The 19,143-nt window shown below is 53.2% G+C and carries 15 protein-coding genes and 1 other annotated feature (1 of these 16 only partly in view); of the genes, 11 read left to right on the top strand and 4 right to left on the bottom strand.

Features of this window, described 5'->3' with window-relative positions:
* Positions 1–25 (top strand) — a binding site (T-box leader) (it extends 298 nt beyond the left edge of the window).
* Between the two features lie 38 nt (positions 26–63).
* The 4 genes from ACOQPU_RS27900 to ACOQPU_RS27885 all read left to right on the top strand — a co-directional run bounded on the left by ACOQPU_RS27900 (position 64) and on the right by ACOQPU_RS27885 (position 5,978).
* On the top strand, positions 64–771 hold the full coding sequence (locus ACOQPU_RS27900) for an alanyl-tRNA editing protein (RefSeq protein ID WP_420643103.1): 708 nt from the start codon (positions 64–66) through the stop codon (positions 769–771).
* A 16-nt stretch (positions 772–787) separates the two neighbouring features.
* Positions 788–1,492: a hypothetical protein gene (locus ACOQPU_RS27895; protein ID WP_420643102.1), complete on the top strand. Its 705-nt coding sequence runs from the start codon at positions 788–790 to the stop codon at positions 1,490–1,492.
* 11 nt (positions 1,493–1,503) lie between these two features.
* The gene (locus ACOQPU_RS27890; protein ID WP_420643101.1) at positions 1,504–2,412 is read left to right on the top strand and encodes a restriction endonuclease; all 909 of its coding nucleotides are present in this window, start codon (positions 1,504–1,506) and stop codon (positions 2,410–2,412) included.
* A gap of 152 nt (positions 2,413–2,564) precedes the next feature.
* Entirely contained in the window at positions 2,565–5,978 is a 3,414-nt protein-coding gene (locus ACOQPU_RS27885) for an isoleucine--tRNA ligase (protein WP_420643100.1), read from the top strand.
* A gap of 75 nt (positions 5,979–6,053) precedes the next feature.
* Here the strand turns inward: ACOQPU_RS27885 and ACOQPU_RS27880 are convergent, their stop codons facing one another.
* Positions 6,054–7,133: a response regulator gene (locus ACOQPU_RS27880; RefSeq protein ID WP_420643099.1), complete on the bottom strand. Its 1,080-nt coding sequence runs from the start codon at positions 7,131–7,133 to the stop codon at positions 6,054–6,056.
* Between the two features lie 489 nt (positions 7,134–7,622).
* On the opposite strand from ACOQPU_RS27880, the gene ACOQPU_RS27875 reads away from it, so the two are divergent.
* Entirely contained in the window at positions 7,623–8,009 is a 387-nt protein-coding gene (locus ACOQPU_RS27875) for a response regulator (RefSeq protein ID WP_420643098.1), read from the top strand.
* Positions 8,010–8,021: 12 nt separating this feature from the next.
* Here ACOQPU_RS27875 and argH read toward each other — a convergent pair whose 3' ends face one another.
* Positions 8,022–9,398, bottom strand: coding sequence for an argininosuccinate lyase (argH, locus tag ACOQPU_RS27870; RefSeq protein ID WP_420643097.1), 1,377 nt, complete (start codon positions 9,396–9,398; stop codon positions 8,022–8,024).
* A 217-nt stretch (positions 9,399–9,615) separates the two neighbouring features.
* Here argH and ACOQPU_RS27865 point away from each other — a divergent pair, with 217 nt between their 5' ends.
* The 6 genes from ACOQPU_RS27865 to ACOQPU_RS27840 all read left to right on the top strand — a co-directional run bounded on the left by ACOQPU_RS27865 (position 9,616) and on the right by ACOQPU_RS27840 (position 16,284).
* Positions 9,616–9,897: a hypothetical protein gene (locus ACOQPU_RS27865; protein ID WP_420643096.1), complete on the top strand. Its 282-nt coding sequence runs from the start codon at positions 9,616–9,618 to the stop codon at positions 9,895–9,897.
* A 142-nt stretch (positions 9,898–10,039) separates the two neighbouring features.
* Positions 10,040–10,693, top strand: a complete 654-nt coding sequence (locus tag ACOQPU_RS27860) for a 50S ribosomal protein L25 (RefSeq protein WP_420643095.1) — start codon at positions 10,040–10,042, stop codon at positions 10,691–10,693.
* Positions 10,694–10,813: 120 nt separating this feature from the next.
* Positions 10,814–12,844 (top strand): ArnT family glycosyltransferase, encoded by a 2,031-nt coding sequence (locus tag ACOQPU_RS27855; RefSeq protein ID WP_420643094.1) that lies wholly within the window; start codon positions 10,814–10,816, stop codon positions 12,842–12,844.
* A gap of 103 nt (positions 12,845–12,947) precedes the next feature.
* Positions 12,948–14,630 carry a spermidine synthase gene (locus ACOQPU_RS27850; protein WP_420643093.1) on the top strand — a complete coding sequence of 561 codons (1,683 nt, stop codon included), beginning with the start codon at positions 12,948–12,950 and terminating at the stop codon, positions 14,628–14,630.
* A gap of 87 nt (positions 14,631–14,717) precedes the next feature.
* The gene (locus tag ACOQPU_RS27845; RefSeq protein ID WP_420643092.1) at positions 14,718–15,398 is read left to right on the top strand and encodes a TIGR01906 family membrane protein; all 681 of its coding nucleotides are present in this window, start codon (positions 14,718–14,720) and stop codon (positions 15,396–15,398) included.
* 37 nt (positions 15,399–15,435) lie between these two features.
* A complete protein-coding gene (locus ACOQPU_RS27840) occupies positions 15,436–16,284 on the top strand; it encodes an SDR family oxidoreductase (protein ID WP_420643091.1) in 849 nt (282 codons plus the stop codon).
* 79 nt (positions 16,285–16,363) lie between these two features.
* Here the strand turns inward: ACOQPU_RS27840 and ACOQPU_RS27835 are convergent, their stop codons facing one another.
* Positions 16,364–17,551: a peptidoglycan DD-metalloendopeptidase family protein gene (locus ACOQPU_RS27835; RefSeq protein ID WP_420643090.1), complete on the bottom strand. Its 1,188-nt coding sequence runs from the start codon at positions 17,549–17,551 to the stop codon at positions 16,364–16,366.
* Entirely contained in the window at positions 17,548–19,068 is a 1,521-nt protein-coding gene (gene ftcD, locus ACOQPU_RS27830; RefSeq protein ID WP_420643089.1) for a glutamate formimidoyltransferase, read from the bottom strand. The genes ACOQPU_RS27835 and ftcD overlap by 4 nt, the downstream gene beginning before the upstream one ends.
* Positions 19,069–19,143: the final 75 nt, after the last annotated feature.

Genomic DNA, 19,143 nt, shown 5'->3' with positions numbered 1-19,143 from the left:
GAGACAATGCGCCTTCGTCCCAAAAGTGGGATGAAGGCGTTTTTTTTATGTCTGGAGGACACAATGGCAGAGTTGCTCTATTTGACGGATGCGTATGTGCAAACTTTTGAGGCGGTAGTTACGGCCGTTACCGACGACGGCCTGGTGCTGGATAAAACCGCTTTTTACCCCGGCGGTGGCGGCCAACCGTGCGATTTTGGCACGTTGACTGCTGACGAGCAGCGTTGGGATGTGACGAAAGTAAAGCGGGTGAGCGGCCAAATTGTGCATTTTGTGGCTGGCGAGAAGCCTGGGGTTGGCACGGCCGTTACTGGTCAACTCGATTGGGATCGCCGCTACAAGCTGATGCGTACCCACACGGCAATGCATATTTTGTGCGGGGTTATTTGGCGTGATTACAACGCCTCGGTGACGGGTGGCAACATGGAGCCGCTGAAGGGGCGGATGGATTTTGAGTTTGAGACGATGCGGCAAGAGCTGGTAGCGGAGATTGAAACGGCCGTAAACGCCGAAGTCGCCGCCGCCCGTGATACCCGTGTACAAATTTTGCCGCGCGAGGAAGCATTCCAGATTCCCGACCTAATTCGCACCAAGATCAACCTGTTGCCAGAGGGAATTAAAGAAGTTCGCACAGTGGAACTGATAGGGCTTGATTTGCAGGCAGATGGCGGCACGCATGTAAAAAACACGAGCGAAGTCGGCCGTATGCGCATCACCGATTACAAAAGCAAGGGCAAGATCAACAAGCGCATCTACGTGGAATTGGAATAATCCGCAGATAAAAATTATGAGATTTATTGTTAAAGAGCAAGATTACGAGAAACCAATTGGTGCCGGCCTGTTGCGATACGAGCTGGATGGCGTACCGACTGGTGCCGTGGAGCATTGGCGGTTAACCGAAGCCACCGATGGTTATGAAGTGCTGCGTGTGGATTTGGATGCGCGGGAAGCAGCCTCCGGGCATTCGTATTTATACCATTTGGTGCGGCGGACAGACGGTGCGCCGGAGCGGTTAGCCTACCGTTTTTGGGGCAGTGGCTTGCACGGCAAGCTGCAAATTGAGGGCACGCTGCTCTTTTCAGAGACAAATATTACGGGGACGCGGGCGGTAAACGGCCGTACCTACCACGAAGACCTTAACATCGAACCCGGCACGCTCTTCTGGTTTCCTTCGGCGATTGGGCTGGGGTTGGTTCTGCAAGCGAAGAAGGTGGCGGGGAATACGGCCGTAACCCTCAACGGCAAAATTGGCGGCGAAGACACATTGGCCATGCAGCAGGTCTCGGTAGACGTGGATTTCTTGATTACCGACACCAAACCGATGGAGGTTGCTGGCAAAACGCTTGAGACCGTGCCAACAATGGTGCGCTGGAACGACAACCAACGCATCGTTATCCGCGACCAAAATTATTGGCCTGTCGCCATGCAGCGGCCTGACTTTGCCGATAGCAAACTACTTTTAGCAACAGAAACGCGGTATACCTGGTACTAAGGGGAAAAATTATGGCGATTCCTGATTTTCAAACAATTATGCTCCCGCTTGTTCAATTTGCTAGTGATGGCAAAGAACATTCTTTGCGCGAGGCGATCGATAACTTAGCCAGCTATTTTCAGTTGACAAAAGAAGAGCGCAAGGAACTCTTGCCAAGCGGTCGTCAAGCAAGGTTTGATAATCGTGTTGGCTGGTCTCGAACACACCTTGCAAAAGCAGGCTTGTTAATTTCAACGAGGCGAGGTTATTTTGAGATCACACAACTTGGCAAAAAAGTCTTGGCACAGAAACCCGACTCCATTGATGTAGCATTTCTTAAGCAGTTTCCTGACTATTTGGAATTTATAAAGCCGACAATGCCTGATGACAAAACGGCCGTTTCCGACGAAGCCGATTCATCGCAATCGCCGGAGGAAGCAATAGAATCTGCCTACCAGCGTGTTCGCCAAGAATTGGCCAAAGAAATTTTAACCACAATCAAAGGGTGCTCCCCTGCCTTTTTTGAAAGATTGGTCATTGATTTGCTTGTGCAGATGGGTTACGGCGGTACTCGCAAAGATGCTGGTGAAGCCATTGGCGGCAGCGGTGACGGTGGAATTGACGGCATCATCAAGGAAGATCGCCTTGGCTTGGATATTGTTTACATTCAAGCCAAGCGATGGGAGAATACGGTCAGTCGCCCAGAAATTCAAAAGTTTGCTGGCGCATTGCAGGGACAAAGGGCCCGGAAAGGAATTTTTATTACAACGGCACATTTCTCTGACGGAGCAAAGAAATATGTTTCGTTTATAGATTCAAAAATAGTATTGATTGATGGCAATATGTTGGCGCAGTTAATGATTGATTACAACATTGGTGTTGCGCCTTTTGCCACTTATGAAATGAAACGGCTCGATTCAGATTATTTTACTGAGGAATAGAATGAAGCACCTAATAATTTTTTCGACGATGCGAATTATTTTCCCCGACACGGCCGTTTCCAAGCCCAAGAATTGGGTAACCGTCGTCGGGCAACCCTGTTCAATAACCATTTACCATTAAAAATTAACCATTAACCATTTGGAGTAATCTCATGTCTTTCAAAGACGTTTCCCACAAAGTGAACTTTGTGGAACTAGAACAAGAAATCCTCAACTTTTGGCAAGAAACCGATGCCTTTAACGAGCTGCGCCGCCTGCGGGCGAACAGTGGCAAGCGGTTTAGCTTTATCGACGGCCCCATCACCGCCAATAACCCGATGGGCGTACACCACGCCTGGGGACGCACCTACAAAGATTTGTATCAGCGGTATCACGCCATGCAGGGCAAAAATCTGCGCTGGCAAAATGGCTTCGACTGCCAGGGCCTGTGGGTCGAGGTGGAAGTAGAAAAAGAACTCGGCTTCAAAACCAAGCGGGACATCGAAGCGTTTGGCCTGGAGAAGTTTGTGAAGCTGTGTAAGGCGCGGGTGTTGCATTATGCGGCCGTTCAAACCGAGCAGTCAATCCGGCTGGGCTACTGGATGGATTGGAACAGCCCAGACGAACTGCGCCGCCTCAGTGCCCTCATGAAGGACGATCCGCAGCAGGAAACCACTATTCAGGGGCCAAACGGGCCAATTAGCGGCACAGTGGAGCAGCTTGTGGGCATGTTAGGGTTGCCCGAAGTGGGCGGTTCTTACTTCACTTTTAGCAACGAAAACAATTACATGATCTGGAAGTTCCTCAAAACGTGCCGTGACAACGGCTGGCTGTACAAAGGCACGGACGTGATGCCCTGGTGCGCCCGCTGCGGCACCGGCATCAGCCAACACGAAATCGTCACCGATGGCTACTTTGAAGTGACGCACGATTCCGTGTTTGTGAAGTTTCCAATCGTGAGCAAGACATCCGTTTTCTCTGAGAAAACGGATGTCTCTCAAGAAGCACTGCTAGTCTGGACGACGACCCCGTGGACGCTCACGAGCAACGTGGCAGCGGCCGTTGGGCCAGAGCTGGATTACGTGAAGGTACAGCACGAAGATGGCTGGACATATTATTTGGCCGAAGAAGCTGCCAAAAACACGCTCATCGGTAACTATGAAGTGGTCGGTAAGTTAAAAGGTGAAGAGCTGGTCGGCTGGGAATATCGTGGGCCGTTTGATGAGCTGCCAGCAGCAATGGGCACTTTTGCGGAGGCTGGGTATACCCATCGCGTGATCACCTGGAAGGAAGTTGGAGCTGATGAAGGAACGGGCATCGTCCATATCGCGCCTGGCTGTGGGGCGGAAGACTTCCAGCTTAGCAAGGAACACGATCTGCCCATCATCGCGCCACTGAACGAAAGCGGCGTTTACATCGCCGGGTTTGATTGGCTTACTGGCCAACATTCGCAAGAAGTGGCGGATGCCATCTTTGAAAATTTGCGTGAGAAGGGCGTCTATTATCGCAAGCAGCGGTATGCGCACCGCTACCCGCACTGCTGGCGCTGCGGCACCGAACTGGTCTATCGCCTGGTGGATGAGTGGTTTATCAGCATGGGCGAGCTGTACGACAAGCCGCGTGAAGAGGTGACGGAAGCCGAAAAGAAAGCGAGCCTGCGCTACCAAATCATGGATCGCGTGGACAAAATCAACTGGTATCCCGGCTTTGGCTATGATCGGGAGATGGATTGGCTGCGCAACATGCACGACTGGATGATCTCCAAGAAGCGGTATTGGGGCTTGGCGTTACCCATCTGGGAATGTGAGGAATGTAGTCACTTCACCGTTGTGGGTGATGAGGATGAGCTGGAAGAGCGTGCGGTTGAAGGCTGGGAAAAGTTTGAAGGACACACGCCGCATCGGCCGTACATTGACGAAGTGAAGATCCCCTGCGAGAAATGTGGCGGCAAGGTGAGCCGCATTAAGGACGTGGGCAATCCGTGGCTGGATGCGGGCATCGTGGCCTTTAGCACGCTGGGCTACCGACACCACCCCGATTTGTGGGAAAAATGGTATCCGGCAGACTGGATCAGCGAATCGTTCCCTGGCCAGTTCCGCAACTGGTTTTACAGCCTGCTGGCGCAAAGCACCGTTTTGGGTGACAAGCCGCCGTTTTTGAATTTGTTTGGCTACTCGACGCTGCTGGCGGAAGACGGCCGTGAAATGCATAAATCGTGGGGCAACTCCATCGAGTTTAATGAGGCCGCCGACCAGATGGGCGCGGACACGATGCGCTGGCTGTACGCAAGCTGTAAGCCAGAGCAAAATTTACGCTTTGGCTTTAATCGCGGCGACGAGACGCGCCGCCGCTTCCTCATCCCACTGTGGAATGTGTATTCGTTCCTGGTGTCGTATGCCAAGCTGGATGGCTGGGTGCCGTCGGTGCAGGATTTTCTGGACAACACGCCGTCTCCTACTGAAGCACATGCTCAGTTAGATGCGTGGATCAAGGAACGGGTGGATGAAACGGCCGTTTCCGTCCGTAACTCCCTCGACAAATACGACGCCGAAAGAGCTACCCAAACGCTCGAAGCTCTGCTGGACGATCTGAGCAACTGGTACGTGCGTCGCAGCCGCCGCCGCTTCTGGAAGAGCGAAGCCGACGCGGACAAAAACGCTGCGTATCGCACGCTGTATCAGGTGATGGTCAAATTCATCCGCCTGCTGGCTCCGTTCATCCCCTTCACCACGGAAGTGATGTATCAAAATCTGGTGCGCAGCGTGGATGAAAACGCACCAGTGAGCGTGCATCACACGCTTTACCCGGCTGCGGAAGCCGCTTCGCTCGATCGTCGCCTGTTAGACAAGATGGGGCTGGCGATCACCACCGCCAGCCTGGGTCGTTCGGCACGGAGTTCGGAGGACATTAAGCTGCGGCAGCCGCTGGCAAAGGCGCGGGTGAATGTGGGCAGCCAACAGGCGCAGGACGATTTGCAAGAGTTGGCGGACGTCTTGGCCGAAGAGATCAACGTCAAGGAGATCGAGGTGGTTTCTGAGGTGGGTGAGTTGGTGAATTATAAGCTGATGCCCAACAATCGCGTGCTGGGGCCGAAGTTTGGCAAGAATTTCCCCAAAGTGCGGCAGGCGTTGCTGGCACTCGACCCGGCAGAAGCGGCGCGCACCTTGCAAGCTGGCGAATCGGTGAGTATCGAAGTCGCTGGCGAAATGGTGAGCCTGGATGCTGAGGATGTTTTGGTGCAGACGGAATCGAGGGGTGGAACGGCCGTTGCCTCTGACAAAGGCGTGACGGTGGCCGTTGATACCGAACTAACGCCCGCTCTCGTGCAGGAAGGATACGCCCGCGACGTGGTGCGCCAGGTGAACAACATGCGCAAAGATGCCGGTCTGGAAATCTCCGACCGTATCGAGCTAAGTTACGAAGGTGCTGCTGGCGACGTTGCCGCTGCGCTGACTAATTTTGCTGAGTACGTGCAGCAAGAAACGCTCACCGTCAACCTGCAATCTGGCCCAATGACCAACGCTTTGTACAGTCAAACCGTCTCTATTGGAGACCAGGATGTAACTTTGCAGCTGCGAAAAGCATAAATTCATTGTAGGGGCACGTCGCGACGCGCCCCTACTAATTACCAATGTTTAATGAAACACGTTATGGCGTAGGGGTTATTTAACGATGGAGACGAGCTTGCGGATGCCTTGCTCTTTAAGCCAGAGGCGCGTACGCGAGCGTTCGCTGGTGTGGGGGATGCGGGCCACGGGTAGCCGAGTGAGATCGACTTCTTGAATACGGCCGTGTGTCTCATTCACCACCGGCAGTAAGCGGCGAGCCTCCAAACCTAACTCCGGTGCGTCTCGCAAAAATGCCTCACATAGCTTGTTGGCTACAGACTGCCCAGAAGTCACCACAAACACCATGTCCGATTGGCGCATGGCGGTGCGGGTAATCTCGTTTAAGTGCGATCCCAGATCGAGCAATACCTGGTAACCACCCTCGACTAATTTTTCCAGCAAAATTTGCAATTTACGGATCATATCTTTAGAGCCAGTGCCTACAAAAGAGCCGGGTGCGGGAACCACCAGCAAGTCGGCGCGGTGCCGTTGGGTAAATTGGCGGATGTATGGCACCGAAAAATGTTCCGTCGATGCCTTAAGCAAATCCAGAATGTTGCGGTGCGTATGTAAACTAAGCATTTGGGCAATGCCGCCCACCGGCAAATCCAGGTCAATTAAAACGACTGGACGGTTTTCATGCATGATGATGGCTTCGCTGAGCTGAATGGCCAGCGTGGTGGTGCCGACGCCGCCCTTGGGGCTAAAAATAGAGACAACGCGTCCCGAACTTGGAGAAATGACGCCTGTATTGACGCGCTCGGTGCGCTTGAGCACGGCCGAAATGTGCGCCAATAGCTCCTCGGCCAAAAATGGTTTGGTTAGATAATCATCGGCTCCAACAGCAAAAGCGCGGGTTTTGTACTCTTTGGCTTCACTCGCGGTAAGAAAAATCACCGGGATTTGGGAGGTTTCGGGCGTGGTTTTGATTTGCTGGCACACTTCAAACCCATCCATACCGGGCATCATCACGTCTAACACAACCAGGTCAGGTTGATGCTGGGTAACGGCCGTAATCCCATCTGGCCCATCTTTGGCTAAGGTTACATGAAATCCTTCCCGCTTCAGTTGATGCTCAATCAGGTACCTCATGGGAAATTCATCATCAATAATTAAGATTTTTTTGCCACTCATGCTGTTCTACCTGCAAGTTTACAAAGTTCCTCTTCTGCGTGCGGTGTGGGGATGAAGGAAAGAGGTATAGACAGATTTTTATTTTCAAGGGCCGAGCTAGTTTTGGGCAGTTGCCCAATATTACTTCTGGGAAAGCGGCTCCTTAGGGCTTGATCGTTTTTAACTTTTGAGTTTCGGTAAACGGTCAAGCCTTGGGGTTCGTTTTCTGAGCAAAAGTAATTTGTAAACGAACCCTTAGAGGTTAAAGATAAGGCAGCAGAGTTACAAAAAAGATTACGTGGACAGTGACTTTTGTCCTAGTACCTTGTAAGGTCTGCTGTAACTCAGGGGGGCTAGAATTTCTCAATCTGGAAGGAAGGAATGCATTGCCTAATTTTCTGCGGTGCTGTGCAAAAGCAAGTGGAGCCAGTTTCCAGATAAAAGAAATTTTTGAGACAGTGCAGGAAGCACAGTCCCCAAACGTGGCAAAGTTGGGGCAGGAGAAAAATTGTGAACCCCCTGGTATTGATTGTTGATGATGAACCTTTGACCCGAAATTTGCTGCGGCTGATGCTGGAACGCGCCGGGTTTGATATTTTGGAGGCGGGGGACGGATTTGAAGCGCTGGATATTGTGGCTGAGAAGCAGCCAGATTTGCTGCTTCTGGACGTGATGATGCCTAACATGGATGGGATTACGGTGTGCGAAATGCTGCGGGCCCAGGCAGATACGGCCGTCCTTCCCATCATCTTGCTTAGTGCCCGCACCGGCCCAGAAGCGGTGCGCCGGGGTTTAGATGCCGGTGCCGACAAATATTTGGGCAAACCGGTGGGGCGCGAGGAGCTGATTCGCCAGGTTCGGGAGATACTAGACACCACACCTCAGGCAACGGACTAAATTCCCCTTTGCTTACGAATTTGATACCTTGTTTTTAGCGGCTTTGAGCTGCGCTTGCAGTGCATCTGCTGCGGTGCCGCCAATAGCACTACGGCCGTTTAGCGAGGCTGTGATGTCGAAAACGGCCGTTGCATCTGCCCCAAATTGCTCACTGATTGCTTGCAAATCAGACAAAGATAGATTGGTTAGCGGCACACCCCTGTTTTCTGCCAGTTGCACTACTTCCCCCACTAGATGATGTGCCTGCCGGAATGGCACCCCACGCTTCACCAAATAATCGGCCAAATCGGTGGCCAGCAGGCTCGGTTCTAGCTGCTGGGCCATCTTCTCTGGGCGCAAGGTTAGCGTGCGGAATAGCCCCGCCATGATGGGGATGATGTGGCTGAGCGTGTCGAAAGCGTCAAAGACAGGCTCTTTATCTTCCTGCAAATCTTTGTCGTAGCTGGAGGGTAGTCCTTTGAGCGTGGTGAGCAACCCAACGAGGTTCCCTAGCAAACGGCCGCTTTTTCCCCGCGTCAGTTCTAACGTGTCTGGATTTTTCTTTTGCGGCATCAAACTAGACCCGGTGCTGTAGCCGTCATCCAGCCGCACAAAGCCAAATTCGCTGCTGCTAAACAGTACCATTTGTTCAGACAGGCGGCTGAGGTGCAGGCCAATCATGGTGGCCATGTACAAAAAGTCGGCGGCAAAATCCCGGTCGGAGACGCCATCCAGACTGTTTTGGCTGATGGCGGCAAAGCCAAGTTCGTCTGCCAATGCCTGCCGATCAATAGGGAAAGCGGTGCCGGCTAAAGCACCAGAACCGAGGGGGAGGACGGCCGTTCGCTGCCGCACCTGCACCAAACGTTCCTGATCCCGCACCAGTGGCCAGAAGTGAGACAGGACCCAATGCCCCCAGGTGACAGGCTGGGCGTGTTGCAGATGAGTGTAGCCGGGCATCGGCAAATTCAGGTTGGCCTCCGCACTGGCGATGAGTGCTTGCTGCAACTCTGTCAGCATCTCGCCCACTTCGTCGCAGGCTGTCAGCAGCCACAGCCGGAAGTCGGTGGCAACCTGGTCGTTGCGGCTGCGGCCTGTGTGCAGCTTGCCCCCCACAGCCCCCACAATTTCTGTTAGGCGTCGCTCTACGGCCGTATGAATATCTTCATCGGCGGGGTCGAACTGGAAACGGCCGTTCGCCAACTCCTCCCCCACCTGTGTTAGGCCAGCGATAATCGTGTCCGCTTCGGTCTGCGTGAGCACCCCGGCACCAACCAATCCCCTGGCCCACGCCTGGCTACCCATAATGTCCTGTGCAGCCAGACGCACATCAAAGCGCAGGCTGGCGTTAAATTCATGTACCAATGCATCCGTGCTTTTGGCAAAACGGCCGCCCCATAATTTGCTCATCGTCTCTTCCTTTTTCTTAGTGTCCAGTGGCTGGTTATTTTACAAAACTAGCCGCTAACCACCAGCCACTACTGTCAATCTTAGCCTGTTTCGTAACTTTTTGCCTAACCACTATTGCCACGACCTGCTTGATCTTGTATCCTGAAAGGGCAAGTGGTGTTTTGTTTCAGTTGGTTCAAGAAGTCAATAATTAAGTTCAAAAGGGAAGTTAAGAGGTATGGATAACTGGCTTGCGATTGTAGGTGTAATTGCCCTAATTGTGCTTTTTGTATTGCCCTTCTTGCCCATTGGCACGCGGCCACGTTGCCCAGAGTGCCGCAGTCGAAAGATTGGTGTCAACAAAACGAACAAGGGTTTTCGCACCACAGGATTTGGCGGTGGTGGCAGCGGTGGTGGTGAAGGGGGCGGATATACGGCCGTGCAGACGTTTTATGATGTTAAGTACCGTTGCAACGATTGCCAGGCGGAATGGACCTCGACAGCCACAGAAACGACCTGATCATTTGATTGACGATTAAAGAGAAAATGATATACTCCCCGTTCTAGCCTGTGGCCTCAGTGCCCGCAGGCTTTTTGCTGAAAAGTTACCACAAGAACTTACCCCTCGCATTTGAGGAATTTACAAATTGAGGTTTTGAATCATGTCTGAAGATAGATTGGCTATCGAGGCCGAACCGCGCGCGGTTACTGGCAAAAAAGTAAAGCGACTCCGTCGTGACGGGATCATCCCCGCCGTTATTTATGGCCTGAATGACCCAGTGACGATCCAGCTAGAAAATAAAACACTCCGTCGTGTATTGCGGCGAGCTGGCACCACCAACCTGATTGACATCTCTGTGAAAGGGAATGTGAAAACCGTGTTGGCCCGTGATATTCAGCAACACGTCACCCGTGGCGATTTGATCCATGTGGATTTCCAGGAAGTGGACCTGAAAGTTCGCATTACCGCTGAGGCATCTTTGGTTTTGGTTGGCCGTTCCCAAATGATGGAAGATGGTTTGGGCTCTGACGTGCTTTCGTTAACCAGCATTGAGATTGAAGCATTGCCAGATGATTTGGTTGCAGAAATTGAAGTGGATGTTAGCCAGATGGCCTCTGCTGATGAACCAATCTACGTAAGTGATTTGGTTGTGCCGAAGGGCGTTACGATTTTAGCGGACCCGGAAACGGCCGTTGCCCGCTTTGAATACCAGCGTCTTGAAGTGGAAGAAGAAGAGGAAGTCGAAGAATTTGAAGCCACTGCTGATTCCGTGGAAATCATCGAGAAAGGCAAGAGCGAGGAAGAGGAAGAATAACCTTTTCTTTTTACCAAGAATGAAACAGGAGGGCTGGATTTTTCCAGCCCTTTTTTGTTTTTCGATGAAATTGTGCAAACCACATTCGCCCTGCATTTGTCGCCAAGATACAATTTGCTAATGAAAAAGTGGCAGGAACGTCTTGGTCTAGGGTTCATTTTGTTGGTAGCGGCCGTTTTCCGCTTTACCGGCATTGCTTGGGACGATTACCATCATTATCACCCCGATGAGCGGTATATTACCTGGGTAGCCACAACGATCGAATGGCCCGCCGACTGGCAAACTGCTTTCTCCCCCAATGAATCCAGCTTTAACCCCTTTTATTGGCCAGCAAACGCAGAAAGCGACGGCATTGAGGTGTTGCAAGACGAGCCACGTGATTTTGCCTACGGGCATGTGCCGCTTTACTTAGGCGTGCTGGCCACGCGCATTGTAGAAGGAGTCGGCCCTGTCTTGCAGCCTCTTTTCCCCGATGACTGGCTGTTTACGCGGGACATTTTGAACGAGGCTGAGCTAACTGAATTTCGACATTTAACGGCCGTTTCTCGCGCCCTCACTGCCTTATTTGATTTGGGCACAGTCTGGATACTATTTTTGCTGGGACGACGTCTCTTTTCGCCCCAGGTTGGTTTATTGGGGGCAGCGTTTTTGGCCGTCAACGTGATGCACATCCAGCTTTCTCACTTTTTTATTTCTGATCCGTACCAAACCTTCTTTACCGTCGCCGCCCTCCTGTTGTTGATAAAAGCGATTAGCCACAGAGAACACAGAGAGGAAAAGGATAAAACTGAAAACCGATCACTGACCACTGTTTACTGGTTACTCGCATCCGTCTGCATTGGGCTTGCTGTAGGCTCCAAGTTTTCGGCGATTTTGCTGGTGTTCCCGCTAATGCTGGCGGCGCGGTGGATGGGTTCACGCTGGGATTATTGGTTGGGAACGGCCGTATTCACCGCTACCCTCACCTTTTTCCTCACCAATCCCTTTGCTGTGCTAGATTTTAGCTGCGAAGTCATTACCCCCGCTACGCAGGTTGGGCCCGTGAGCGTGCCTGCGCTAGATTGGGGGTCTTGCTATGTGGAAAACATTGCTACCCAAAACAGCATGGTGCACGGCAATGGCAACATCCCGTTCACGCGGCAATACTCAGGCACGCTGCCGTATCTCTACTTTATAGAAATGCAGCTGCGCTGGGGCATGGGCTGGCCGCTGGGGTTGCTGGCGTTTGGGGCCTTTGGCTGGGCTATTTGGCAGGAAATTAGGAGATTGAAGATTAGAAATTGGAGATTAATGATTAAAAATCTCCAATCTCGCAACCGCAGGTTGCCAATCTCCAATCTCCTTTTACTTGCTTGGGCTGTGCCGCTTTTCATCACGACAGGCGGCTTCTTTGTGAAGTTCATGCGCTATTTGCAGCCGCTGACGCCATTTTTGATGTTGTGGGCGGCGGCGTGGTTGCTCAGTTGGCAGTCGAAGGTATTGAAGTGGGGGGTAGGAACGGCCGTACTCACCGTCACCACCCTCTACGCCATCAGCTTTGTCAATATGTACCAGCAGCCGCACCCCTGGGTAGCTGCCTCTGAGTGGATTTTCCGCGAGGCCGAACCGGGCTCGCTCATTCTCAGCGAACAGTGGGACGACTCATTGCCGAGTACGATGGTGGTGGATGGCGACATGCGCCGCCGCTCCGAATACCCCAATGCAGAACTTACCTGGCTCACTGGCGCAGACAGTCGGGACAATGCCGAAAAGCTGGCAGAAAACGTGGCCTTGTTAGCCGAGGCAGAATACGTGACCATTTTATCTAATCGCGTCTATGGCACCGTGCCGCGTCTGCCGGAGCAATATCCAATTTCTAGCCAATACCATGAACTGCTCTTCTCTGGTGCACTTGGGTATGAGCCAGTTTACGTGGTGGGGCGGACGCCTACGCTGTTTGGTTGGCAGCTACGTGCCGACACGTTCGGCTGGCCCGATTTGCAGCCGCCACCACTGGTGCAATCGTACCTGGAAGCACAGCCCGGTTTGAATCTGGGTCGTGCGGATGAAAGTTTTATTGTGTATGACCAGCCGTTGACCATCATTTTTGAGAACGTGGAGCGGCAAACGGCCGAAGAGATCCAGTCCCTTTTTGAATTCCCAATGGAATAAACCAGCAACTCACACTCGTCGGGGCAAAGCCTTGATGGGGCGTGATGGTTACCATTACTTGGCTGGGATGTTTCGCTTTGCTTAACATGACAATGGTAAGCAGGTGAGTTTTGTATGGGTAACGGCCGTAAACCACCTGCGCCAATTACTCCATCCCGCTATAATCCAAACTAATTCAGAAAAGGGAAGAGGTAAGGGCGGTTTGCGAACCGCCCCTACATACAATATTTGCGTGACGAATCGAAAATATCTGTTCATGACGGTTTTTGTGGCGGGGATGAGTACCCTGGCCATTGAGTTTACCACCAGCCGGATGCTGCAAACCGTTTACGGCACTTCCAACATCGTCTGGGCCAACGTCATTGGCTTGGTGCTGCTCTTTCTAACGGTTGGGTACTTTGTGGGGGGGCGTTTGGCCGACAAACGGCCGTATCCCCAAACCTTCTACGCGCTGGTTGCCTGGGCTGGGTTTAGCGGCGTTTTCTTTTTGCTGTTGACGAGCGTGCTGCTGAAAACGGCCGCATCTGCCCTGGCTGCCGTGAATGTCGGGGCGATTGCCAGCTCTCTGGTGGGAGTCATCCTGGCCCTGGCAGTGCCGATTACCTTGTTGGGTTGCATTTCCCCCTTTGCCATTCGGCTGGCGGTGCAGGATGTGAGCGAGGTGGGGCGGATAAGCGGCCGTATCTACGCCATCTCCACCTGGGGCAGCCTGCTGGGAACCTATTTGCCCGTGCTGCTTGTCATTCCGCTGGCTGGCTCACGCCTAACGGCACTCATTTTTGGTGGGATTTTGCTGCTGGTGGGCTTGGGGGGTCTGTGGCTAACGCAGGCTCGGAGCCGAATTGCTGCCCTGCTGCTGCCAATCATTTTATTACCCGTGGCCTTGGCCTGGACCTCCGGCGGCATCAAGGCGTATGAGGGGCAAATTTTTGAGGCAGAGTCTGCTTATAACTACATTCAGGTAGTGCGGCAGGGTGAGTGCAACTATCTGCTGCTGAACGAGGGGCAGGCGTACCATTCGTTTTACTGCGATGGCGGTGCAGTGCCGCGCGCCTCGGTGTGGAGCATCATGCTGGCCGCGCCCTACTTTAACCCCACGCCCGTAGAAATTGAGCGCGTGGCGGTGATTGGCCTGGCGGCGGGAACCATCCCCAAGCAGTATACGCGCGTTTTTGGCCCAATTGCCATCGACGGTATTGAACTGGATGGCGACATTGTGCAGGCAGGGATTGATTATTTTGCCCTGACAGACCCGAATATCAACTTGATTGTGGGAGACGGCCGTTACCAACTCAATCAGCTCAATCATCAGTACGATGTCATCACCATCGACGCCTACAAAGTACCCTACATTCCCTGGCATCTGACGACGCAGGAGTTTTTTGAGGAAGTGCGCGATCGCCTGACCGTGAACGGCGTCGTAGCCATGAACGTGGGCCGCGCGCCGGAAGATCGCAGCCTGATTGCGGCGATGACGTCCACTTTGCAAACCGTTTACCCCACCGTCCATGCCATTGACGTGCCAGGTTCGTTGAATACGATTTTGGTAGCCACAGTGCAGCCAACCGCACCTGAGAATTTGGCGCAAAATTTGGTGCAGTTGGATAGCACAGCGGACCCTTTGCTGCAGATGGCTTTGGAAACGGCCGTTGCCAACCAGGTTCCGATCAATTCTAGCGACGTTGTCTTCACTGATGAGCGCGCTCCGGTAGAAACAATTATAGATAGCTTGGTGCTCCGTTATTTGCTGCAAGAGGGTGTGGGGGGATTGCCAGGTGTCGAGTAATCGAGTAACAGTAATCGGTAGGTCAGTAATCAGTGTGCCAGACTGAATACTGACCTACTGAACACTGATAAATAAGGAAGAAGAAAGTTGGAAAACAAAACAACCATGAACACCATCAAATGGATCATAATCATCGCCATGCCCTTTTTCCTGGGACTTGGCATGATTCGAGCTGTGATCGCCTGGGATTATCCCAGTTTTGAATATCAGCGGATTCCGCCAGACCGCTTTGGCTTTACGCCGGAGGAGCGGCTGTTTTATGCCCACGCCACGCTGGATTATTTGCAGCGCACGGAACCCTCTGAAGAAGTAATCTTCTTGCTGGAAGAGCTGCGCCTGCCAGATTCAGATGAGCCACTTTACAATGAGCGGGAAATCGGCCACATGATTGATGTGAAGGATTTGACGGATGCGATTCGGACGATTTGGTGGATTACGGCCGTTCTCATCCTGCTTGGACTTGTCTTCTTGCTCAGCCAGCCAGCGTTGCGCTCAGTTGGGTATCGGGCCATTTACCAGGGCGGCTGGGCCACCGTCATCATTTTGGCGGCAATTGCCCTCTTTATTGGCGTGGGCTGGAGCGTCTTTTTTGTACAATTCCACGAACTGCTCTTCCCACCCGGTAGCTGGACTTTTTCTTATAGCGATTCGCTCATTCGCCTCTTTCCAGAGCAATTTTGGTTCGATATTGGCGTCATTATGAGCGGGGGCGCGCTGCTGCTGGGCGTTTTGGTGACGGTTTTGGGGTATTGGTTAAAGAAAAAGTAGAGACGTTGCATTGCAACGTCTCTACAAGGATAAGGTTATGAAATATGTCGTTATTACGGGTGCGTCAACCGGGATTGGCTATGATGCAGCCCGCTATTTACTTGAACGCGGCTATCACGTTTTTGGCAGCGTGCGGAAGCAAGCGGACGCAGACCGGGTGCAAAATGAGTTGGGGGAGCAGTTTACGCCGCTGCTGTTTGACGTGACGGATGGGGCGGCGATAGAAACGGCCGTTGCCCAAGTCTCCGCAAAAATTGGCAACAACGGCCTGGCTGGCTTGGTGAACAATGCCGGTATTGCCGTTGCTGGGCCGCTGATGCATCTGCCCCTGGAAGATTTTCGCTGGCAGATGGAAGTGAATTTGTACGGCCAGCTAGAGGTGACCCAGAACTTTTTGCCGCTGCTAGGGGCCGTGCCCAATGCCCCGCATCCACCAGGGCGCATCATCAACATTAGCTCTGTGAGCGGAAAAGTGGTTTATCCGTTCATGGGGCCGTATGCCGCTTCCAAACACGCTCTGGAAGCCATCTCCGATGCCTTGCGACGAGAACTGCTCATCTTTGGCATCGACGTCATTGTCATTGGCCCTGGTTCTGTGCAGACGCCCATTTGGGACAAAGCACAGGATTTGGATGTGGAGCCGTACAAAGAAACGTCATACGCAGGTATGATGGAAGGGATGAAGAAAGTTTTCATCAGCCAGGGCAGGTCGGGCATTCCGGTGGAAAAGGTGAGCGAGGTGATTTATGAAGCACTCACCAAAGAGAAGCCGAAGACGCGTTATGCCATCGCCCGTAAGCTGCTTTCTGGCTGGCTGCTGCCCCGCTATTTACCGTCACGCATGTTCGACAACATCATCGCCAAGCGACTGGGCCTCACTAAATAACTTTTTGTAGCTAAAAGGACTGGCAGTCCTCATTGCCAGTTAGTTAAACGACCAAAATGAGGACTGCCAGTCCTGACAATCAACTTTCTGGAGTAGGGGTTGGCGTTGGGGGTGGCGGATCGATGACCAGTTCTACAAAGGTGGTACGGTACGGCCGTACCACAATTTCCTCGGTTACGCGCACATCCCCAATTTGCACCACTGCCTTGTAGCCACCGTTACCTACATCGTCAATGGCAAAATTCTCGTTCCACAGCGGATCGCTATTAATGTCACCGACGGCATAACTGGTGGTGGTGTGGGCGCGATTACTGCCATCCACCGAGGAAAGCGTCACGGTGACTTCATCCAGCAGCTCTCCTGCCGGGTTGATGACTCGCCCCACAACCGTGCCTTTGTCGGGGAAGGGATAAAGCCAGAGCAATGGGTTGCGGGTGTTGCCGTAGCTGTTCTCCCCCACGCGCACCTCAAAATGAAGATGGGCACCATCGGCTACGCCCGTTGCCCCAGACAGGCCAATGATTTGCTGCATGAAAACGTGCTGCCCCTCCACGACTAACGGCTCCGTTAAATGACCGTACAATGTGTAAACAGGTTGGCCATCTAGCCGCGCATCATGCTCAAGGACGATCACATTGCCATAGAAGTTGGGTTCGGGGCCGATAATTTGCCCATTGTCCGGGCCAGCGTAGATAACGGTGCCATCAGCCGCGGCAAGCACCTCTGTGCCGGTTGGCACGTAGAATTCGACGCCATGATGGGGGCGCAGCGTGCCGCTGCGTGTGCTGCCATAGGGGTAAACTTTGTCGGTCCAGTTGGTTTCCCCTTCGCGGATGGGCCGCCAGAACCAGTAATGTTCGTCTGGCGAGGTGTAGCGCAGGTGGGGCGGCGTGGGTGATGGGATTGGTGTGGCCGTGGCGGGGATGATTGTGGCAGTGGGCACGGCCGTTTCCACAACTAAATTCTCCGCTACTGCTTCATCCTCAGGCTTGCTCAATGAGAAGGAAGGCATTTCCGCCGCAGGAGGTGGCTCGCTATATTCAATGACGGGTTGGGCCAGCGCAGGTTGCAAGGTGGGCGTGGGGGCTGCTTCTGCTGCAATTGCCGCTGCCGGTGCAGACGACTCTATCGCTGCTGGCTGGCAGGCAGTGAGGGTGAGAAGCAGCAAAACGGGCGTTAACCAATGGAGATTAGAGATTGGAGATTGGAGATTGGCAACTAAAAAATCTCCAATCTCCAATCTCCTTATCTCCCTAAAAAGCCTCATGCAAAGCCTCCGCGTTCGGCCGCCACCGCTTTGGTTTGTTGCACCAGCACGGCCGTTTCTTGCGTGAGCTTATCCATGTCTTGCTGCCAGCTTGCAATTAACTGCTTGTTATTGACGGAGGTGGCGTTGATTTTGACGTTGAGAACGGCCGTTTCCACGGCGGCTTGCGCCAACAAAACGCCCGCTGTCGCATCGGTGACGGCGTTGATATTGCCAATTTTGGCAACGTCAGCGGCTAGCTGCGCCGCTTGGTGGCTATGTTGTGCCACGCGCAGTGGTACTTCAGCAGCCCCAATGGTGGCCTTCTGCACCTGTGCTTCCCGCTCAGATGCGGACAGCTCTTTGTTGCGGTAGGCGGCCATCACGGCGTCAAAGGCGGCGGCGTCTTCAGCAATAGCCAGGGTGAGTTTTTCGCGTAGGCTGGTGGCTTCATCCAGCACGGCCGTTACTTGCTCCTGCACCTCGGCATACTTCTTACGATCGACCGTAAGACCGGCCACCATTTGCGCCAGACTGGCGGCGAGTGCGCCAGCCAGGGCAGCGACGGAGCCGCCGCCAGGGGTTGGTTTTTTAGAGGCAACGGCTTCTAAAAAGGCGTAGGGGGTGCTGTCGGCCTCGGTTTCTGTTTCTTGTAGACGATATTCCAATACTTGCTCGTCCATCACCAAATCATCTAGCTGTAGATAATATTTGGCACTTTCCATTAACGCCTTTTGCGGAATCATGCCCACTAACTCTGCTTTGGTGATGGTCAGACCGTAGCGGGCGGCCTCGCGCCGCACCATCTCTTGCACTTGGGGGATGGAGGTTTTCTCGAAATTGGTCAGGTTCATGCTGACCTGTGCTTGCCCGTCTACCAAAAAACCTTTGGCCTGCACGTAGCGCAGCCCGCCGCTGCTAAAGCGAATGGTGCGTGAAATCTTGTCAGCGAGTTCGACTTTGTGCGTGTTGAGGTAAAGATTGTAGGCAACAAGAAACGGCCGTACGCCGATGACGGTGGCTCCCCACGGTTTTGCTTTAGCCGGGCCAAAATCTGGCTCGCGGTCAGGATTTGTCTCCACTTCACTTTTCCACAGCTCGTATTGCCCTTTGCGAATGGCGGATAGCGTTTCGCGCTCTGGCCGTTTGGCCGCGTTGCCATACAGGTAAACGGCCATGCCCAATTCTGCCCCCACGCGCTCCCCAAGCCGATTGGCCATAGCGATGCAGTCGTCGATAGTGACGTCTCGGATGGGAATGAAGGGGCAAACGTCCGTGGCACCAATGCGGGGATGCTCCCCTTCGTGGTGGTCCAGGTTGATAAGTTCTGCCGATTTAGCAATGCCACGAAAGGCAGCCTCTTCTACATCGGTAGGACTGCCGACGAAAGTAACGACGGTGCGGTTGTGGTCCGGGTCTGCGCTCACGTCGAGGACGTTGACACCCCGGACAGAGCGGATGGCATCGGCAATGGCGGTATAAACGGCCGTATTGCGGCCTTCGCTAAAATTTGGGACACATTCAACAAGCTGCTGCATGGTCAAAAATCTCCTCATCGGGTAGGTAGGGTACAGTTCAAAACGCGCTTTTTTATCATGTTTAGGGCGGGCAGG

It is taken from the genome of Candidatus Leptofilum sp., assembly GCF_965223285.1.
Taxonomy (GTDB): Bacteria; Chloroflexota; Anaerolineae; order Promineifilales; family Promineifilaceae; genus Leptofilum.
The sequence above is the reverse complement of the archived record's forward strand: the minus strand, read 5'-3'. Positions and strand labels throughout refer to the sequence as shown.